The organism is Micromonospora sp. NPDC048040 (genome assembly GCF_055587185.1).
The window spans coordinates 295,080-312,459 of sequence record NZ_JBVJGT010000003.1 but is presented as its reverse complement, the minus strand read 5'-3'; the positions used below and the strand labels follow the sequence as shown (position 1 = coordinate 312,459).

Annotated in this window: 12 protein-coding genes and 1 pseudogene; 5 read left to right on the top strand and 8 right to left on the bottom strand. The window is 74.1% G+C overall.

Annotated features, from left to right (window positions below; genetic code table 11):
• Positions 1 to 223 precede the first annotated feature (223 nt).
• The 7 genes and pseudogenes from mraY to mraZ form a co-directional block, all read right to left on the bottom strand.
• Positions 224 to 1,351, bottom strand: a complete 1,128-nt coding sequence (gene mraY, locus ACZ6O2_RS05965; RefSeq protein WP_350712094.1) for a phospho-N-acetylmuramoyl-pentapeptide-transferase — start codon at positions 1,349 to 1,351, stop codon at positions 224 to 226.
• A complete protein-coding gene (locus tag ACZ6O2_RS05960) occupies positions 1,348 to 2,802 on the bottom strand; it encodes a UDP-N-acetylmuramoyl-tripeptide--D-alanyl-D-alanine ligase (RefSeq protein ID WP_466022149.1) in 1,455 nt (484 codons plus the stop codon). The genes mraY and ACZ6O2_RS05960 overlap by 4 nt, the downstream gene beginning before the upstream one ends.
• The gene (locus ACZ6O2_RS05955; RefSeq protein ID WP_466022148.1) at positions 2,799 to 4,361 is read right to left on the bottom strand and encodes a UDP-N-acetylmuramoyl-L-alanyl-D-glutamate--2,6-diaminopimelate ligase; all 1,563 of its coding nucleotides are present in this window, start codon (positions 4,359 to 4,361) and stop codon (positions 2,799 to 2,801) included. The genes ACZ6O2_RS05960 and ACZ6O2_RS05955 overlap by 4 nt, the downstream gene beginning before the upstream one ends.
• Before the next feature lie 52 nt (positions 4,362 to 4,413).
• Positions 4,414 to 6,615 carry a peptidoglycan D,D-transpeptidase FtsI family protein gene (locus tag ACZ6O2_RS05950; protein ID WP_466022147.1) on the bottom strand — a complete coding sequence of 734 codons (2,202 nt, stop codon included), beginning with the start codon at positions 6,613 to 6,615 and terminating at the stop codon, positions 4,414 to 4,416.
• A gap of 5 nt (positions 6,616 to 6,620) precedes the next feature.
• On the bottom strand, positions 6,621 to 7,226 hold the full coding sequence (gene ftsL / locus ACZ6O2_RS05945) for a cell division protein FtsL (RefSeq protein ID WP_350712098.1): 606 nt from the start codon (positions 7,224 to 7,226) through the stop codon (positions 6,621 to 6,623).
• Positions 7,216 to 8,329, bottom strand: a pseudogene (gene rsmH / locus ACZ6O2_RS05940) (16S rRNA (cytosine(1402)-N(4))-methyltransferase RsmH). Before rsmH ends, ftsL begins: the two are co-directional and overlap by 11 nt.
• A gap of 203 nt (positions 8,330 to 8,532) precedes the next feature.
• The gene (gene mraZ / locus ACZ6O2_RS05935; RefSeq protein ID WP_350712099.1) at positions 8,533 to 8,964 is read right to left on the bottom strand and encodes a division/cell wall cluster transcriptional repressor MraZ; all 432 of its coding nucleotides are present in this window, start codon (positions 8,962 to 8,964) and stop codon (positions 8,533 to 8,535) included.
• A 356-nt stretch (positions 8,965 to 9,320) separates the two neighbouring features.
• Between mraZ and ACZ6O2_RS05930 the strand changes: the two genes are divergently transcribed.
• The 4 genes from ACZ6O2_RS05930 to ACZ6O2_RS05915 are packed head-to-tail and all read left to right on the top strand — an operon-like array spanning position 9,321 to position 12,781.
• Positions 9,321 to 10,568 carry a MurT ligase domain-containing protein gene (locus tag ACZ6O2_RS05930; protein WP_350712137.1) on the top strand — a complete coding sequence of 416 codons (1,248 nt, stop codon included), beginning with the start codon at positions 9,321 to 9,323 and terminating at the stop codon, positions 10,566 to 10,568.
• Positions 10,558 to 11,280: a type 1 glutamine amidotransferase gene (locus ACZ6O2_RS05925; RefSeq protein ID WP_350712100.1), complete on the top strand. Its 723-nt coding sequence runs from the start codon at positions 10,558 to 10,560 to the stop codon at positions 11,278 to 11,280. The genes ACZ6O2_RS05930 and ACZ6O2_RS05925 overlap by 11 nt, the downstream gene beginning before the upstream one ends.
• Positions 11,277 to 11,960 (top strand): TVP38/TMEM64 family protein, encoded by a 684-nt coding sequence (locus ACZ6O2_RS05920; protein ID WP_466022146.1) that lies wholly within the window; start codon positions 11,277 to 11,279, stop codon positions 11,958 to 11,960. The genes ACZ6O2_RS05925 and ACZ6O2_RS05920 overlap by 4 nt, the downstream gene beginning before the upstream one ends.
• Positions 11,961 to 11,968: 8 nt before the next feature.
• A complete protein-coding gene (locus ACZ6O2_RS05915) occupies positions 11,969 to 12,781 on the top strand; it encodes a phosphotransferase (protein WP_466022145.1) in 813 nt (270 codons plus the stop codon).
• Positions 12,782 to 12,913: 132 nt separating this feature from the next.
• Here ACZ6O2_RS05915 and leuS read toward each other — a convergent pair whose 3' ends face one another.
• Complete coding sequence (gene leuS, locus ACZ6O2_RS05910; protein WP_350712103.1) at positions 12,914 to 15,751, bottom strand: leucine--tRNA ligase; 2,838 nt, start codon at positions 15,749 to 15,751, stop codon at positions 12,914 to 12,916.
• Between the two features lie 572 nt (positions 15,752 to 16,323).
• Here leuS and ACZ6O2_RS05905 point away from each other — a divergent pair.
• On the top strand, positions 16,324 to 17,379 hold the full coding sequence (locus tag ACZ6O2_RS05905; RefSeq protein ID WP_350712104.1) for an AAA family ATPase: 1,056 nt from the start codon (positions 16,324 to 16,326) through the stop codon (positions 17,377 to 17,379).
• The last annotated feature ends 1 nt before the right edge of the window (position 17,380 follow it).

Here is a 17,380-nt window from a genome sequence, read left to right as displayed (position 1 = left end):
GGGTGGCTCCGGGTGACCGCCGGGGCGTCGCCTCTGTCGTGCCCTCGATGCCTCTGCCCTCCCCCACGCAGACCATCATCGCGGTTTCCCCGGGTCGCCACCGGCGCAACCGGCCGGTCGGCGTGTCGGGCTTGCGCGCGGCGGCGTGCGCCTCCCCCGCCGGACACGGCGCGGGGCCCGGGCGACGCGCGCCCGGGCCCCGCGGCGGGACCGACCGGTCGGCTCAGGTCATGTTGGCGAGGAACTCGCTGTAGAAGAGGCCGAGCGCGATGGCCACGCCGATGCCGGCGATGATCCAGAACCGGACCACGATGTTGACCTCGCTCCAGCCGGCGAGCTCGAAGTGGTGCTGCAGCGGCGACATCCGGAACACCCGTTTGCCGGTGGTACGGAACGAGATGATCTGGATCACCACGGACATCGTGATGATCACGAAGAGGCCGCCGATGATCGGCAGCAGCAGGATCGTCCGGGTGGACATCGCCATGCCGGCGATCAGGCCGCCGAGGCCCAGGGCCCCGGTGTCACCCATGAAGATCCGTGCCGGCGAGGTGTTCCACCACAGGAAGCCGACGCAGGCGCCGGCCGCCGCGCCGGCGATCAGCGCGATCTCCAGCGGGTCCCGGACCGTGTAGCAGTAGTCCTGGGTGTAGTCCGGGTCGGCGCACCAGTGCCGGTACTGCCAGAACGCGATCAGCGCGTACGCCGCGAGGACCATCACCGAGGCGCCGGTGGCCAGGCCGTCGAGGCCGTCGGTGAGGTTGACGCCGTTGGTCGCGGCCATCACCACGAAGATGAAGATGACCACCGCGCCGATCTTGGTGACGTCCAGCGCCGGGATGTCCCGGATGAAGCTCAGCGTCGTGCTGCCCACGGTCTCGGTGTTGGTCACCGCGCCCGAGGCGTCGGTCATGGTGCTCGGGAAGTAGAGCGCCACCACCCCGAAGACCGCCCCGACCAGGATCTGGCCGAGCAGCTTGCCGCGCTTGTTGAGCCCGCCGCTGTGCCGCTTGCGCACCTTGAGGAAGTCGTCGATGAAGCCGACGGCGCCGGAGAAGACCATCAGCCCCAGCAGCACCAGGGCGGTGATCGTCGGCTCGACCTGGGCGATCTGCGCGTCCGGCAGGGTCGTCAGCGCCAGGTGACCCGCCACGTACGCGATGACCGTGGCCAGGATGAAGACCACGCCGCCCATCGTCGGCGTGCCCTTCTTGCCCTCGTTGCTGGCGAGCCCGAGGTTTGATCGGATCGGCTGGCCGGCCTTCAGCCGGGCGAACACCTTGATCGCGATCGGGGTGCAGAAGAGCGAGATCAGGAAGGCCACCCCGACGGCGACGATGACCGCCCTCATGCAGTGCCACCCTCGGTCGCGACTGCGGGGCCCGCAGGCTCACTCCTCGCGCTCCCGGTGATCTCCCCACCGGCGGCGTCGGCGCGCAGCGCGTCGGCCACCTCCCACGTGCGGTACCGGGAGCCCTTCACCAGGACGACATCGCCCGGCCGTAACTCGCCCCGCAGCACCTCGACGGCCGCCGCCTGATCGGTGAGCAGCACCGACTCTCCTCCCCAGTCACCTACCGATGTCGCGCCTTCGTGGATCGGCGCGGCCGGCTCGCCCACCACGAGCAGCCGGTCGACGCCCAGCTCGGCCGCGAGCCGGCCGACCTCGGCGTGCCCGTCGCGTTCGAACGGACCGAGTTCGGCCATGTAGCCGAGCACCGCGACGGTGCGCCGCTTCCGCCCGATGCCGGCCAGCGCGCGCAGCGCGACCGCCATCGAGGCGGGGTTGGCGTTGTACGAGTCGTCGATCACGGTCACCCCGTCGGCGCGTTCGAAGACGTCCATCCGACGGGTGGAGACCAACCCCAGCGCGCCCAGCGCGATCGCCGTCTCGGCCAGCGGCATGCCCAGCTCGCGGGCCACCGCCGCGGCGGCGAGGGTGTTGGAGACCTGGTGCCGGCCGGTCAGCCCGAGCCGCACCGGCGCGGTCCCCTCCGGGGTCACCAGGGTGTACGCGGCGCGGCCCCGGTCGTCCAGTGTCACGTCCTCGGCCCGCACGTCGGCGTGCGCCGCCTCGCCGTAGCGGACCACCCGGGCGACGGTCCGCGTGGCCATCGCGTCGACCAGCGGGTCGTCGGCGTTCAGCACGGCCAGGCCGTCGGCGGGCAGCGCCTCGACCAGCTCCCCCTTGGCGAGCGCGATCGTCTCCACCGAGCCGAACTCGCCGATGTGCGCCACCCCGACGTTGAGCACCACGGAGATCCGCGGCGGCACCACGTCGCACAGGTAGCGCACGTGCCCCACCCCGCGGGCGCCCTTCTCCATCACCAGGTAGCGGGTCTCCGGCCCGGCCTGCAACGCCGTGTACGGGTGCCCCAGCTCGTTGTTGAACGAGCCGGGCGGGGCGACCGTCGGGCCGAGCCGGGCGGCGAGCTGGGCGATCAGGTCCTTGGTGGTGGTCTTGCCGGAGGATCCGGTCAGCCCGATCACGGTGAGCCCCGGCAGCCGGTCGACCACCGCGCGGGCCAGCCGGCCCATCGCGGCCAGCGCGTCGTCGACCAGCACCATCGGCACGCCGGGCACCTCGCGGGTGCCGAGCACCGCGACCGCGCCGGCCTCCACCGCGGCGGCGGCGTAGTCGTGCCCGTCCACCTTCTCGCCGGGGAAGGCCACGAAGAGCGCGCCCTGGCGCACCTTGCGGGAGTCGAACTCGACCGGGCCGGTGACCGTGGCGTCCGGGTCGGCGGCGGCGAGCCGCCCGTCGACCGCCGAGGCGACCTCGGCCAGGCTGAGCGCGATCACCGCTGACCCGCCGGGTCGGCGAACCGGGCGCGCAGCGCGTCGGCCAGCTCGGTGCGGTCGTCGAACGGGTGCACCTCGCCGCCGATCTCCTGCCCGCGTTCGTGGCCCTTGCCGAGCACCGCGATGACGTCGCCCGGCTCGGCCAGCCGGACGGCCGCGTCGATGGCGGCCCGGCGGTCGGGCACCTCCTCGACCCGGGCGGCCGTGCCGGCCCGGCGGGCGCCGGCGAGCACCTCGGCCCGGATGGCCGCCGGGTCCTCCGTGCGCGGGTTGTCGTCGGTCACCAGCACCACGTCCGCTCCCTCCGCCGCGGCGGCGCCCATCACCGGCCGCTTGCCCCGGTCGCGGTCGCCGCCGGCGCCGATGACGCAGATCAGCCGGCCGGCGCCGAACTCCCGCAGCGCGGCCAGCGCGGCGACGATCGCGTCCGCCTTGTGCGCGTAGTCGACCACGCCGCGCACCGGCCCGGGGGCGGCCACCAGCTCCAGCCGGCCGGGCACCCCGCCGCAGGCGGCCACGCCGGCGGCGGCGGTCTTCGCGTCCACCCCGGCGGCGACCAGGACGGCGATGGCCAGCAGGGCGTTGGCCACGTTGTGCCGCCCCGGCAGCGCCACCCCGGCCGGCAGGGTCAGCCCGTCCGGGCCGTGCACCGTGAAGCGCTGCGCGTACCCCTCGCCGCCGACCTCGTCGGCCCACCAGGTGGCGGTCGGGTCGCCGGCCGCCGAGTAGGTCACCGTCGCCGGCTTGTGCAGGGGCTTCAGCGCCGGGTCGTCCTGGTTGAGCACCTCCACCGCGCAGCGCCCGTCGAACAGCTGCGCCTTCGCGGCGAAGTAGTCCGCCGAGTCGGCGTGGAAGTCCAGGTGGTCGGAGCCGAAGTTGGTGTAGCCGCCGACGGTGAACCGGACGCCCCCGACCCGCCCCATCGCCAGGGCGTGGCTGGACACCTCCATGACCACGGCGGTGACGCCGCGCTCGCGGGCGGCGGCCAGCATCGCGTGCAGGTCGGTCGCCTCGGGCGTGGTGCGCACGCTGTCGACCACCAGGTCGCCGAGGCGGGTCTCCACGGTGCCGATCAGGCCGGTGGTGTGGCCGGCGGCGCGCAGGCCCGACTCGACCAGGTAGGCGGTGGAGGTCTTGCCGGCCGTGCCGGTCACCCCGATCACCGTCAGCCCCTCGGTCGGGTCGCCGTAGACGGCCGAGGCGAGGGCGCCCAGCACCGCGCGCGGATCGGCGACCACCAGCGCCGGCAGGCCCGCCTCGGCCGCGGCCGGGGCGCCCGCCGGGTCGGTCAGCACCGCCACCGCGCCGGCCGCCGCCGCGCCGGCGGCGAACTCCGCGCCGTGCCGGCGGGCACCCGGCAGGGCGGCGTACAGGTCGCCGGGGCGGACCTCCTGGCTGGCGTGGGTCACCCCGGTCACCACCAGCTCGGCGACCCCCTCTGGGGGGTCGACGGCGAGCCGGGCGGCGAGGTCGCCGAGCCGGGCGCCGATCACGGTACGGGGACGAGGATTGCCGGGCACGGCGTCAGACCCTACCCGGTCGTCCGGTTCCGGCCGCACAGCCGCCCCGGTGGTTCGTCCGCACTCACCGATGATGTCCCGCCGTGACCGCTCAGCGCGGATAGACCGTGAACTTCGGGGCCTTCTCCCCGCTCGGCGGCACGCCGTAGTGACGCAGCGTGAACTGCATCATCTCCCGGAACGCCGGCGCGGCGATGTCCCCGCCGCCGCCGGCGGGCGTGTGTGCGAAGACCGCGATCACGTAGCGGGGGTTCTCGGCCGGGGCCATGCCGATGAACGAGGCCACCTCGCCGGGCTGCTTGCGCCCGTCGACCAGCCGCCAGCCGGTGCCGGTCTTGCCGGCGACCCGCCACTCCGGGATCGCGGCGGCCCGGCCGGTGCCGTCCTCGACGGTGGTCACCGCCTCCAGGATGGTGCGCAGGGCGGCGGCGTTCTCCGGGCTGAGCACCGACCGGGTGACCGGCGGCTCGGTCGGGGTGGACTTCCCGTCCGGCCCGATGACCGCCTTGACCAGGCGCGGCTGGACGTACGTGCCGTTGTTGGCGATCGTCGCGTAGACGGCGGCCATCTGCAGCGGCGTGGCGTCCACGCTGTGCCCGATCGGCACCGACCCGTACGACGACCCGCTCCACTCGTCGGCCGGCAGCACTCGCCCGCTGGCCTCGCCGGGCATGCCGACCCCGGTCGGCTCGCCGAGACCGAACCGCTTCTGGTAGTCGATCAGGCGTTCCTGGCCGAGCTTGTCGGCGATCTGGATGGTGCCGACATTCGACGAGTACGCCATCATGCCGGGCAGGCTCATCCGCTTACCGTCGGCGCGGTGCGTGTCGGAGAACCAGGTGTCGCCCATCTTGATGCTGTTGGCGATCGGCAGCGTGGTGTCGGGGGTGATCACCCGCTCCTGGAGCGCGGCGCCGAAGGTGACCGCCTTGTGCACCGAGCCGGGGTCGACCACGAAGCTGGTGGCCGCGTCCTCCCGGTCGGTCGGCTCGCTCGCCTCGGGCTTCGCCGCGTTGTAGGTGGGGTGGCTGGCCTGGGACAGCACCTCGCCGGAGGGAATCTCGATGACCACGGCCGCGCCGGTGCTGCCCTTGCTCTTGGCCATGTGCCGGGCCAGTATCCGCTGTGTCATGAACTGGAGGTCGCGGTCGACGGTGAGCTGCAGGGAGCTGCCCGGCTTGGCCTTCGTCGTCTCGCTGTAGCCGCCGGGGATCGGGGCGGCCAGGTCGCCGAGGCCGACCTCGTAGACCCGCTTGCCGTCCTCGCCGCGCAGCACGTCGTCGTAGCGGGCCTCCAGCCCCTCCAGCCCGACCATGTCCTGGCTGGTGAAGCCGAGCAGGTTGGCGGCGAGGTCGCCGCCGGGCACCTCGCGCCGCTCGTCGCGGTGGGTGCCGATGCCGGGCAGCTCCAGCGCGGTGATCTGCCGGGCCCGGTCGATGTCCACCCCCCGGGCCAGGTACTCGAACTCGGAGTCGGCGCCGTTGATCCGCTTGCGCGGCTTCATCTTCTCGGCCAGTTCGGAGGCCGGGATGCCGAGCAGCGGGGAGAGCGCCTTCGCGGTGCCCTGGATGTCCTTCACCCGGGTCGGGTCGGCGTAGACGTACCGCGCCTCGACGCTGTGCGCCAGCGGGGCGCCGTCCCGGTCGTAGATCGCCCCCCGCGCCGCCGGCAGGGTGACGGTGCGCAGCCGGTCGGCCACGCCGCCGCCCGCGTAGGCCGGGGTGTCCACGGCCTGGAGGACGACCAGCCGGATGCCGATGACGGCGAACAACACCAGGGTCAGCACGGTGCCCAGCCGCAGCCGGCGGCGGGGATCGGCCAGCCGCGGCGGCTTCGGCGGCTTGCGCGACGGTCGCCGGGCGGCCGGGCGGTCCGGCCGGCGCGGCGCGCGGCGGCGGGGTGCCGGCGGCTCGTCGTCGTGGCGCGGGCCGCGCGGGGTGACGGTGCGGACGACGCCGGAGCGGCCCGCCGCCTCCCGGCGGCCGGTCCGGCCGGCGCCCGCGCGCCCGCCGTCGAGCACCTGGAGGGCGGGGCGGAACGGATCGCCGGAGCGGGTGCTGCGCGGGGTCCGGCGCTGCTCGGCGCGGCCGGCGGCGTCGTCGCGCTCGCCCCGGGCTCCGGCGCGCTGCTCCCGGACGGTGCGGCCCCGCGGGGTGTACGCCCGCGCGTCGGAGATGCCACCGGCCCCCGGCTCGCCGGAACGCCGCTCGGCGCCCCGGCCACCGACGTCGCGGGACGAACCGCGCCGGGAGCCCGTGGCGTCCCGGCGCGGTTCCTCCGATCTCGGTGGCACGGTCGTCAGCCTCCCGCGCCCTGCTGGCTGGTGATCGACGGCTGGCCGTCGGCCGGCTGCGGCACACCGATCACCTTGCCGTCGGGCAGCCGGATGTAGGCCGGCTCACCCGCCTCCACCAGGCCGAGCCGGCGGGCCTGGGCCTCCAGGTTGCCCGGGGCCTCCGCGTCGGCGATCTGCTTGTTGAGCTGCTGCTGCTCCAGGTCGAGCTTGGCCTGCTGCTCCTGGAGCTTCTCCAGCCGGAAGGCGTTCTCGTTGATCTTCGTGTTGACCAGCAGGATGCCGAGCACCCCGCCGACCACCAGCACCAGCACCAGCGCCGCGAACGGCGCCCGCGGCACCTTCACCGGCGGCGGCGGCGCCACCCGCAGCCGGGGCGGGCGCGCCGCGGTGGCGCCGCCCCGCTCGGCCGGCCGCAGCGCGGCACTGCCCTGCGTCGGGAACTCGCGCGCCCCCCGGGCGCGAGTCTCCCCCAGCCGGCTCGTCCGGTCCGCCTTCGGCGTGCCGGTCCCGGTGCGCGTGGCCCGCTCCGCCGCGATCCGGCCCCCCGACCGCGGTGCGCGCTGCCCGCCGCCGGTCACGTCCCGGCGGTCGCGCTTGTCATTCGTCATGTCCCTCCCCCTCTTCGTCCGTCCCTGTCCCGTCCCCCGGGATCCCCCGGATCCGTCTCGGACCCGGTGGACCCCGCCCCCGGTTGGTGCATCGCCTTGACCCGCCGGCGGTACCGTTCGCGGTCGGTACGCCCCTGCTGCGTCGCGTCCGGGTCGAGCCGCTCCGCGGCCCGCAGGCGCACCGAGGCGGCCCGCGGGTTCGCGGCGACCTCCCGCTCCCCGGGCAGTTCGGCGCCCCGGCTCAGCAGCCGGAACGTCGGACCGGACCCGGGCAGTTCGACCGGGAGGTCGACCGGGCCCTTGCTGCGGACCCGGTCGGCGAGCGCCGCCTTGGTCAGCCGGTCCTCCAGCGAGTGGTAGGACAGGACCACCATGCGGCCGCCCACGTTGAGCTTGTCGAGCGCGGCCGGCAGCGCCGTCTCCAGCGCTGCCAGCTCCTTGTTTACCTCGATCCGTAAAGCCTGAAACGTTCTCTTTGCCGGGTGTCCCCCGGTTCGTCTGGCTGGTGCCGGAATGGACTCCCGCACCAGCTCCGCCAGCCGCGCCGACGAGGTGATCCGGGCCCGCTCGCGCTCCCGGATGATCGCCGAGGCGATCCGGCCGGCGAACTTCTCCTCGCCGTAGACCCGCAGCACGCGGGCCAGGTCCGGGTGGGAGTAGGTGTTGACCACCTCCTCGGCGGTCACCCCCCGGGTCTGGTCCATCCGCATGTCCAGCGGGGCGTCCTGCGCGTACGCGAACCCGCGGTCGGGCGCGTCGAGTTGCAGCGACGAGACCCCCAGGTCGAACAGGATCCCGTCGATCCCCGGGTAGCCGAGCCGGTCGAGCACCTCGGGCAGCTCGTCGTAGACGGCGTGCTCCAGGTGGACGCGGTCGGCGAAGCGGGCCAGCCGGACGCGCGCGTGGGCGAGCGCCTCCGTGTCCCGGTCCAGCCCGACGAGCACCGTCTCCGGATGCGCCTCCAGCACCGCCTCGGCGTGCCCGGCCAGGCCCAGCGTCGCGTCGACATGGACCGTCCGCCCGCCCCGGCCCAGCGCGGGGGCCAGCAACTCGAGACACCGCTCGAGCAGCACCGGCACGTGCGTGCCGCGTAGCTCCCCCATGTCGACCCCCACTGGTTGAAACCTCGTCCTTCATGCGCCTGTCGTCGGACGACGCCGTGCCGTCGTACCGCCAGATCCCCATCCGCTCCCGCCCGCCGGAGGCCGCGGCCCTCCCATCGGATCGTGCGCCTGGCACCGGGGAAGGGGTGCCAGGAACTCGAAAGCGGGTGGAGATCTCGCAGTACGTCGGGCGTCGTCACGCCCTACAGACCGCCGGGCAGCACCCCCTCCTCGATGTCGGCGAAGTCGTCTTCGCTCTCCGCGAGGTAGTTCTCCCAGGCGGCCTTGTCCCAGATCTCCACCCGGGTGCTCGCGCCGATCACGACCAGGTCCCGGTCGAGGGCGGCGTACGACCTCAGGTGGGCCGGGATCGTCACCCGGCCCTGCTTGTCGGGCACCTCGTCGTGCGCGCTGGCGAAGAAGACCCGGCTGTAGGCCCGGGCCGCCTTGTTCGTCATCGGCTGCGCGCGCAACTGCTCCGCGATCCGCTGGAACTCGGGCATCGGGAAGACGTAGAGGCAGCGATCCTGCCCTTTGGTGATCACGACACCCCCCGCCAGCTCGTCCCGGAACTTCGCCGGAAGGATCAACCGGCCTTTGTCGTCCAGGCGCGGGGTGTGGGTGCCGAGAAACATCGGCCCAACCCCCTCGCCCTTGAGCGGCGTTCGCGGCGCCGCTGACCCCCCGGGCCGGTGGGCCCTCCCGGCCTCACCATCGCGCCCCACTCTACTCCACTTCCCTCCACCCGCAACCAGAAACGCCCGCGTGGCGCGCCCTTCCGCCGCGCGAAACCGCACGTCAGATGGGGTGGAGCGGAGTGGAGGGCCGGACGGCCCGCCGGAGCCGGTCCGCTTTCCGACATAGATCGACTCCGTCCGGCTGAGCGTGATCCGGCCACCCCGCCGGACCGCCCCGGCCGAACGGTTCGCCCTCGGCGGCGATCTGGTGGGCCCGCCGGTCCGGTAACCTCGCTCGGGTGACGGACGCGAAGATGCCCCTGCGGGCGAAGGTGGCCAGCTCGGTGTCGCGGACCGCCGCGGCGCTGTCGCGGGCCGCGGGCCGCGGCGACGGCTCGGTGATCGGCGGCTGGATCGGCCTGAAGATCGATCCCGACCTGCTGGCCCACCTGTCGGCCGGGCGCGCCATCGCCCTGGTCTCCGGCACCAACGGCAAGACGACCACCACCCGGCTCACCGCCGCGGCGGTCGGGGTGCTCGGCCGGGTCGCCACCAACTCCTTCGGCGCCAACATGCCGACCGGGCACACCTCCGCGCTGGCCAAGGCCGGCAGCACCCCCTACGCCGTGCTGGAGGTCGACGAGCACTACCTGGCCCAGGTGCTGGAGGCCACCGAGCCGCACGTGGTGGCGCTGCTCAACCTCTCCCGCGACCAGCTCGACCGGGCCAAGGAGGTCGCCATGATGGCGCAGCTCTGGCGCGCCGCACTGGTCCGGCACACCGACGTCCGCATCGTCGCCAACGCCGACGACCCGATGGTGGTGTGGGCCGCGACGCCGCCGCCCAACCACGACCACCGCATCGCCCCGCCGCAGGTCACCTGGTTCAGCGCCGGGCAGCGCTGGCACGACGACTCGTGGGTCTGCCCCGAGTGCGGCTCGACCATCCAGCGCTCGGGCGAGCAGTGGTGGTGCAGCGGCTGCCCGCTGCGCCGGCCCCAGCCGCAGTGGACGGTGGAGGACGACGGCGTGCTCGACCCGACCGGCGCCTGGCACAAGGTCAAGCTCCAGCTCCCCGGCAAGGTCAACCTCGGCAACGCCGCCACCGCGCTGGCCGTCGCCGCCGAGTTCGGCGTCCGGCCGGTGGACGCGGTGCTCCAGCTCGGCACCGTCACCTCCGTCGCCGGCCGCTACGCCCAGGTCGACCGGGACGGGCGCAACATCCGGCTGCTGTTGGCGAAGAACCCGGCCAGCTGGCTGGAGGCGTTCGACATGGCCGACGAGGCGCCGACCCTGCTCTCCATCAACGCCCGCGACCCCGACGGGCTCGACACCTCCTGGCTGTTCGACGTCGACTTCGCCCCGCTGCGCGGCCGGCAGGTGCTGATCACCGGCGACCGCGCGTACGACCTGGCGGTCCGGCTGGAGGTCAACGACGTGCCGTTCCAGCACGTGCGGACGTTCCACGACGCCGTCCGGGCGGTGCCTCCGGGCCGCCTGGAGGTCATCGCGAACTACACCGCGTTCCAGGACATCCGAGCGGAGTTGGACCGTGTCAACTGAGAGCCTGCGTATCGTCTGGATCTACCCCGACCTGCTCTCCACCTACGGCGACCGGGGCAACGCCCTGATCCTCGCCCGCCGGGCGCGGCAGCGCGGGTTCCCGGTCGAGGTGCTGGAGGTCCGCTCCGACCAGCGCCTCCCCGCCACCGCCGACATCTACCTCATCGGCGGCGGCGAGGACGGCCCGCAGGCGCTCGGCGCGCAACGGCTGCTCGCCGACGGCGGCCTGCACCGGGCCGTCGCCCAGGGCTCGGTCGTGTTCGGGGTCTGCGCCGGCTACCAGCTCCTCGGCACGTCCTTCTTCGCCAAGGGCACCCGATGCGCCGGGCTGGAGCTGCTCGACCTCTCCTCCGACCGCGGGCCGACCCGGGCCGTCGGGGAGCTGGCCGGCGACGTCGACCCGCGGCTGGGCGTGCCGGCGCTGACCGGGTTCGAGAACCACGGCGGTCGCACCCACCTCGGCCCCGGGGTCTCCCCGCTGGCCCGGGTGACCGCCGGGGTCGGCAACGACGGCGCCACCGAGGGGGCCTGGCGGGGCAAGCTGCTCGGCACGTATTCGCACGGCCCGGCCCTGGCCCGCAACCCCGCCCTGGCGGACCTGCTGCTGCGCTGGGCCACCGGCGCGCACCAGCTCCCGCCGCTCGACGACACCTGGACGGACCGGCTCCGCGCCGAGCGCCGCGCCGCGGTGGCCGCCGCCGCCCGGGCATGAACCCGGCCGTCCGGCGGCTGCTGCGGCAGCGGTCGGCCGCCCGGTTCGCGCTGCTGCTGCTCCTGCTCGCCACGTTCGGGGCGGCGCTGCTCGTCGTCCCCCTGCCGCAGGTCGGGGAGCTGCCCCGGCTGGCCGACCGGCTGGGCGACCTCGCCCCCGTGGCGGCGGTCGTCGGCGGGGCGCTGCTGCTGGTGGCGCTCGTCCCCCGGACCTTCATCACGCTCGCCTCGGGGGCGATCTTCGGCGCGCTGGAGGGCGCCGCGTACGCGCTGGGCGCGGCGCTGCTGGCGGCGGCGCTGGGCTTCGCGGTCGGCCGCCTGCTCGGTCGGGAGTTCGTCGCCGAACGGGTGCGGGGCCGGCTGGCCCGGCTGGACGGCTGGTTCGCCCGGCAGAGCGTCCTCGGCGTGGTCACCGTACGGCTGCTGCCGATCGCGGGCTTCGGCCTGGTCAGCTACGGCTACGGCACCACCGGCGCCCGGGTGCTGCCGTTCCTGGCGGGCAGCCTGATCGCCTCCGTCCCCACCGCCTTCGGGTACGCGGCGGTGGGCGCCGCGGCCGCCTCCCCGGGCGACGTCAACTGGTTCGCCGCCGCGCCCGCCGCGCTCGGCCTGGTCGCCAGCGCGGTGCTGATCCGCCGCTGGTGGCGCGCCGAGCGGCAGCGCCGGCTCGCTCCGGGCTGAGGCCCGCCGTGCCGGGCCGACCCTCCCCGTCCCCCGACCCGGGCCACCCCGACCGGCGCGGGGACCAGGGCGAGGAGCGGCTCTCCGGGGGCTTCATCGCCGAGGTCGTCCGCGTCGGCGACACCGTCCGGCGTACGCCGCCGCAGAACGCCGACTTCGTCGCCGCGCTGCTGCGGCACCTGGAGCGGGTGGGCGCGGACGTCGCGCCCCGCCACCTCGGCACGGACGAGCGGGGCCGGCAGGTGCTCAGCCACGTCGACGGCCGGGTGCCGTGGCGGGACCGGGAGGATCCGGCGTACTTCGCCGACCCGGCGTTGACCGGGCTGGCGGCGCTGCTCCGGCGGCTGCACGACGCGTGCGCCGGCAGCGCGCTCGCCGGGGACGCCGAGACGGTCTGCCACCGCGACCTGTCCCCGAAGAACACGGTGTACCGCGACTCCTCCACCGGCCCGCTGCCGGTGACGCTGCTCGACTGGGACCTGGCCGGTCCCGGCCGACGGATCGAGGACGTGGCCTTCGCCGCCTGGCACTGGGCGGAGCTGGGGCCGGGCGGCGACCCGGCGGAGCTGGGCCGGCGGGCCCGGCTGCTCTGCGACGCCTACGAGGCGGCCGGCCCGCGACCGCTCGCGCTGCCCCGCGCCGACCTCGTGGACGTGATGCTCGACCAGCTCGACGGGACCTGGCGCGGCATCGCGGCCGGCGCGGACCGGGGCGAGGGGGCCATGCGGCGGCTCCGTGCGGCGGGCGTCGCCGACGCGGTACGCGGCTGGCACGACTGGCTGGCCGACCACCGCGAAACGGTGACGGCCGCACTGCGCTGACCGCCGCACGGTCCGGCACGGACGACCATGGAGTTGTGGTGGCCGGTTCGTCCCGGCCTCGGGACTTCGTCCCCACCACAACTCCATGATCGACGCGCCCCGACCCGGGCGGACCCGGGAGCCGGGCGCCGGTCAGACGACGACGGAGACCGTGCGGCCCTTGACCACGATGACCTTGCGGGGCTCCCTGCCGGCCAGGGACGACGCGACCGCCTCCAGGGCCGCCGCGCGGACGGTCTCCTCGGACGCGTCGGCGGGGACCTCGACCCGGCCCCGCACCTTGCCGTTGATCTGCACCGGGTAGGTCACCGTCTCGGCCACCAGCAGCGCCGGGTCGGCGGTCGGGAAGTCCGCGTACGTCAGGGAGGTGTCGTGCCCCAGCCGACGCCACAGTTCCTCGGCGATGTGCGGGGCGAACGGCGCCACCATCAGCACCAGCGGTTCGGCCACCTCGCGCGGGGTCTCCGCCAGTCGGGTCAGCCCGTTGGTCAGCTCGATCAGCTTGGCGATGGCGGTGTTGAACCGGATCGCCTCCATGTCGCCGCGGACCCCGTCGACCACCTTGTGCAGCAGCCGCCGGGTCGCGGAGTCGGCGGGCGCGTCGGTGACCCGCAGCGCACCGGTCTGCTCGTCGACGACCGCCCGCCAGACCCGCTGCAGGAAGCGGTACGAGCCGACCACCGCCCGGGTCTCCCACGGGCGGGACACCTCCAGCGGGCCCATCGACATCTCGTAGACCCGGAAGGTGTCCGCGCCGTACGCGGCACACATCTCGTCCGGGGTGACCACGTTCTTCAGGGACTTGCCCATCTTGCCGTACTCGCGCTTGACGGCCGTGTCGCCCAGGTAGAAGCCGCCGTCGCGCTCGGTCACGTCCTCGGCCGGCACGTAGGCGCCCCGGGCGTCGGTGTACGCGTACGCCTGGATGTAGCCCTGGTTGAACAGCTTGCGGAACGGCTCGAACGACGAGACGTGGCCCAGGTCGTACAGCACCTTGTGCCAGAACCGGGCGTACAGCAGGTGCAGCACGGCGTGCTCGGCGCCGCCGACGTACAGGTCGGTGCCCCCGCAGTCGCCCTCGCCGCGCGGCCCCATCCAGTACCGCTCGTTCTCCGCGTCGACGAACCGCTCCGAGTTGGTCGGGTCCAGGTAGCGCAGCTCGTACCAGCAGGAGCCGGCCCACTGCGGCATCACGTTGGTCTCGCGGGTGTAGCGCTTCGGACCGTCGCCCAGGTCCAGCTCCACCTCGACCCAGTCGCGCCGGCGCGACAGCGGGGTCTCCGGGTTGCTGTCGGCGTCCTCCGGGTCGAACGTCCGCGGCGAGAAGTCGTCCACCTCGGGCAGCTCGACCGGCAGCATCTCCTCCGGCAGCGCGATGGCGGCGCCGGTCTCGTCGTACACGATCGGGAACGGCTCGCCCCAGTAGCGCTGCCGGGAGAACAGCCAGTCGCGCAGCCGGTAGGTCACCGCGCCGGCGCCGTGCCCGTTGGCCTCCAGCCACTCGATGATCCGGGCCTTGGCGTCGGCGACCCCCAGGCCGTCCAGGTCCAGGCCGCGGTCGGGCGCGGCGCTGTTGACCGCCGGGCCGTCACCGGTGTACGCCTTGCCGTCGAAGCCCTCCGACGGCTGCACGGTACGCACGATCGGCAGCTCGAAGACCTCGGCGAACGCCCAGTCCCGCTCGTCCTGGGCGGGCACCGCCATGATCGCGCCGGTGCCGTAGCCGGCCAGCACGTAGTCCGCGATGAAGATCGGGATCTGCGCGCCGTTCGCCGGGTTGGTGGCGTACGCCCCGACGAAGACGCCGGTCTTCTCCTTCGTGTCGGCCTGCCGCTCGACGTCGGTCTTGGCCGCCGCCGCCTTCCGGTACGCCTCCACGGCCGCCCGCGGGTTGGCGTGCCCGCCGGTCCAGGCGTCCTTCGTCCCCTCCGGCCAGGCGGCCGGCACCAGGGCGTCGACCAGCCCGTGCTCGGGCGCCAGCACCATGTAGGTCGCGCCGAAGATCGTGTCCGGCCGGGTGGTGAACACCCGGATCGGCTCCAGCGTGGTGGGGAAGTCGATGTGCGCGCCGGTGGAGCGGCCGATCCAGTTGCGCTGCATCAGCTTGATCGGCTCGGGCCAGTCCAGTTTGTCCAGGTCGTCCAGCAGCCGGTCGCCGTACGCGGTGATCCGCATCATCCACTGCTTCAGGTTGCGCTTGAAGACCGGGAAGTTGCCCCGCTCGGAGCGGCCGTCGGCGGTGACCTCTTCGTTGGCCAGCACGGTGCCCAGCCCGGGGCACCAGTTGACCGGCGCCTGCGACACGTACGCCAGCCGGTGGTCGTCGACGACGGCGCGGCGCTCGGCGACGGACAGCTCCGCCCACGGGCGGCCGTCGGGCGTGGGCCGGTTGCCGCCCTCGAACTCGGCGATCAGCTCGGCGATCGGGCGCGCCCGCTTCGCCTCCGTGTCGTACCAGGAGTTGAAGACCTGCAGGAAGATCCACTGGGTCCAGCGGTAGAAGTCGGTGTCGATGGTGGCCACCGAGCGGCGCTCGTCGTGGGCCAGGCCCAGCCGGCGCAGCTGCGCCTTGTAGCGCTCGATGTTGGCCACGGTGGTGGTCCGGGGGTGGGTACCGGTCTGCACCGCGTACTGCTCGGCGGGCAGGCCGAACGCGTCGAAGCCCATCGCGTGCAGCACGTTGCGCCCCGCCATCCGCTGGTAGCGGGCGAAGCAGTCGGTGCCGATGTAGCCCAGCGGGTGCCCGACGTGCAGGCCGGCGCCCGACGGGTACGGGAACATGTCCAGCACGTACAGCTTCTCCGCCCCGGACCGGGGGTGGCCGGGGTCGGCCAGCGGGCCGGTCGGGTTCGGGGCGTGGAAGGTGCCCTCCCGCGCCCAGACGTCCTGCCAGCGGTGCTCGATCTCCTCGGCCAGTGCCGCGGTGTACCGGAACGGGGGAATGTCGCCCGTCGCTGCTGCCTCACTCATGGCGTCTCCTCGCTTCGCTCGTCGCCGCCGGCCACGCCACGGCCGGGCTGGATGCTGACCTCGCTCGGCGCGGTCATGTCGGTATGGATCGGGTCTGCTCCCCCGGAGCGCCGTGCCGTCGGGGCCGGCGCCGGGGCCGACCGCCGGGGCGCCCGGCGGAGGGCACAAAAAAGCCCCTCGCGCAGGAGGGGCCGCCGTGCTGTCGCGCGTCAGCGCATCAGCACGGCCCGGTAAGGAGCAGGAAGACTCCGGCCATGACCGGGAGTGTACCCGCCGTCCGGTCCCGCACGCCGCCCGCTACCACCGGTCGGGACGCGAGCCCCGTCCGGGACGCCCCGGGCGCGCCCTTCGTGATCATGGGCGGCACCCAGAGCGACGGGCGGATCCCCCGACCCGGCGAATATTCAGGGCGTAACCGACGGTCCACCTGCGGGGGTCGGCGACAGCGACAAACATGGTTAGCCTGAGAGACCAGTGAGATTCCTGCGGCAGACGAGGCTCGGCGTCGCGAACCCAACGGCGGGTCCAGCTGCTCTATACAGAGCTGCCGTCCGGCGACGAGGAGGAGGCCCGTGACACAACAGACCTGGGACGAGGTGGGCGGCCTGTTGCCGCACGACGAGTTCCGCGCCGCCAGCGAAGCCATCGTCTCGAACATCGAGCAGGTCATCGAGGGCAAGACCGCCACCGTGCGGCTCGCCCTGGCGGTGCTGCTCGCCGAGGGGCACCTGCTCATCGAGGACGTGCCGGGTGTCGGCAAGACGAAGCTCGCCAAGGCCATGGCCCGCTCGATCGACTGCTCGGTGCGCCGCATCCAGTTCACCCCGGACCTGCTGCCCAGCGACGTCACCGGCGTCAGCGTCTACAACCAGGAGACGCACGACTTCGAGTTCCGTCCCGGCGCGGTCTTCGCCAACCTGGTCGTCGGCGACGAGATCAACCGCGCCTCGCCGAAGACCCAGTCCGCGCTGCTGGAGTGCATGGAGGAGCGGCAGGTCACGGTCGACGGCGTCACCTACCAGCTCCAGACGCCGTTCATGGTCGTGGCCACCCAGAACCCGATCGAGATGGAGGGCACCTACCCCCTCCCCGAGGCGCAGCGCGACCGGTTCACCGCCCGCATCGCCATGGGCTACCCCGACCCCAACGCCGAGCTGGCCATGCTCGACGGGCACGGCGCCACGGACCCGCTGGACGAGCTGCGGCCGGTCTCCGACGCCAACACGGTGCGGCAGCTCATCGCGCACGTCCGGCAGGTGCACGTCGCCGACGCCGTCAAGCAGTACGCGATCGACCTGGTCACCGCGACCCGGGAGGCCCCCGACCTGCGCCTCGGCGCCTCCCCGCGGGCCACCCTCCAACTGCTGCGCACCGCCCGCGCGGTCGCCGCCCTGGAGGGGCGGGACTACGTCCTCCCCGACGACCTGCAGGCGCTGGCCGTGCCGGTGCTCGCGCACCGGATCATCCCGACCGCCGACGCCCAGCTGGCCCGGCGCACCACCGACGCGATCGTCTCCGAGCTGGTGCACCGGCTGCCGCTGCCGCACGACCGCAAGCGCTCCCCGTACGACACCCGACCCACGGGCGAGGGCAACGGCCGAGCCCCCTACGAGCCGCGGAGGCGGTGAC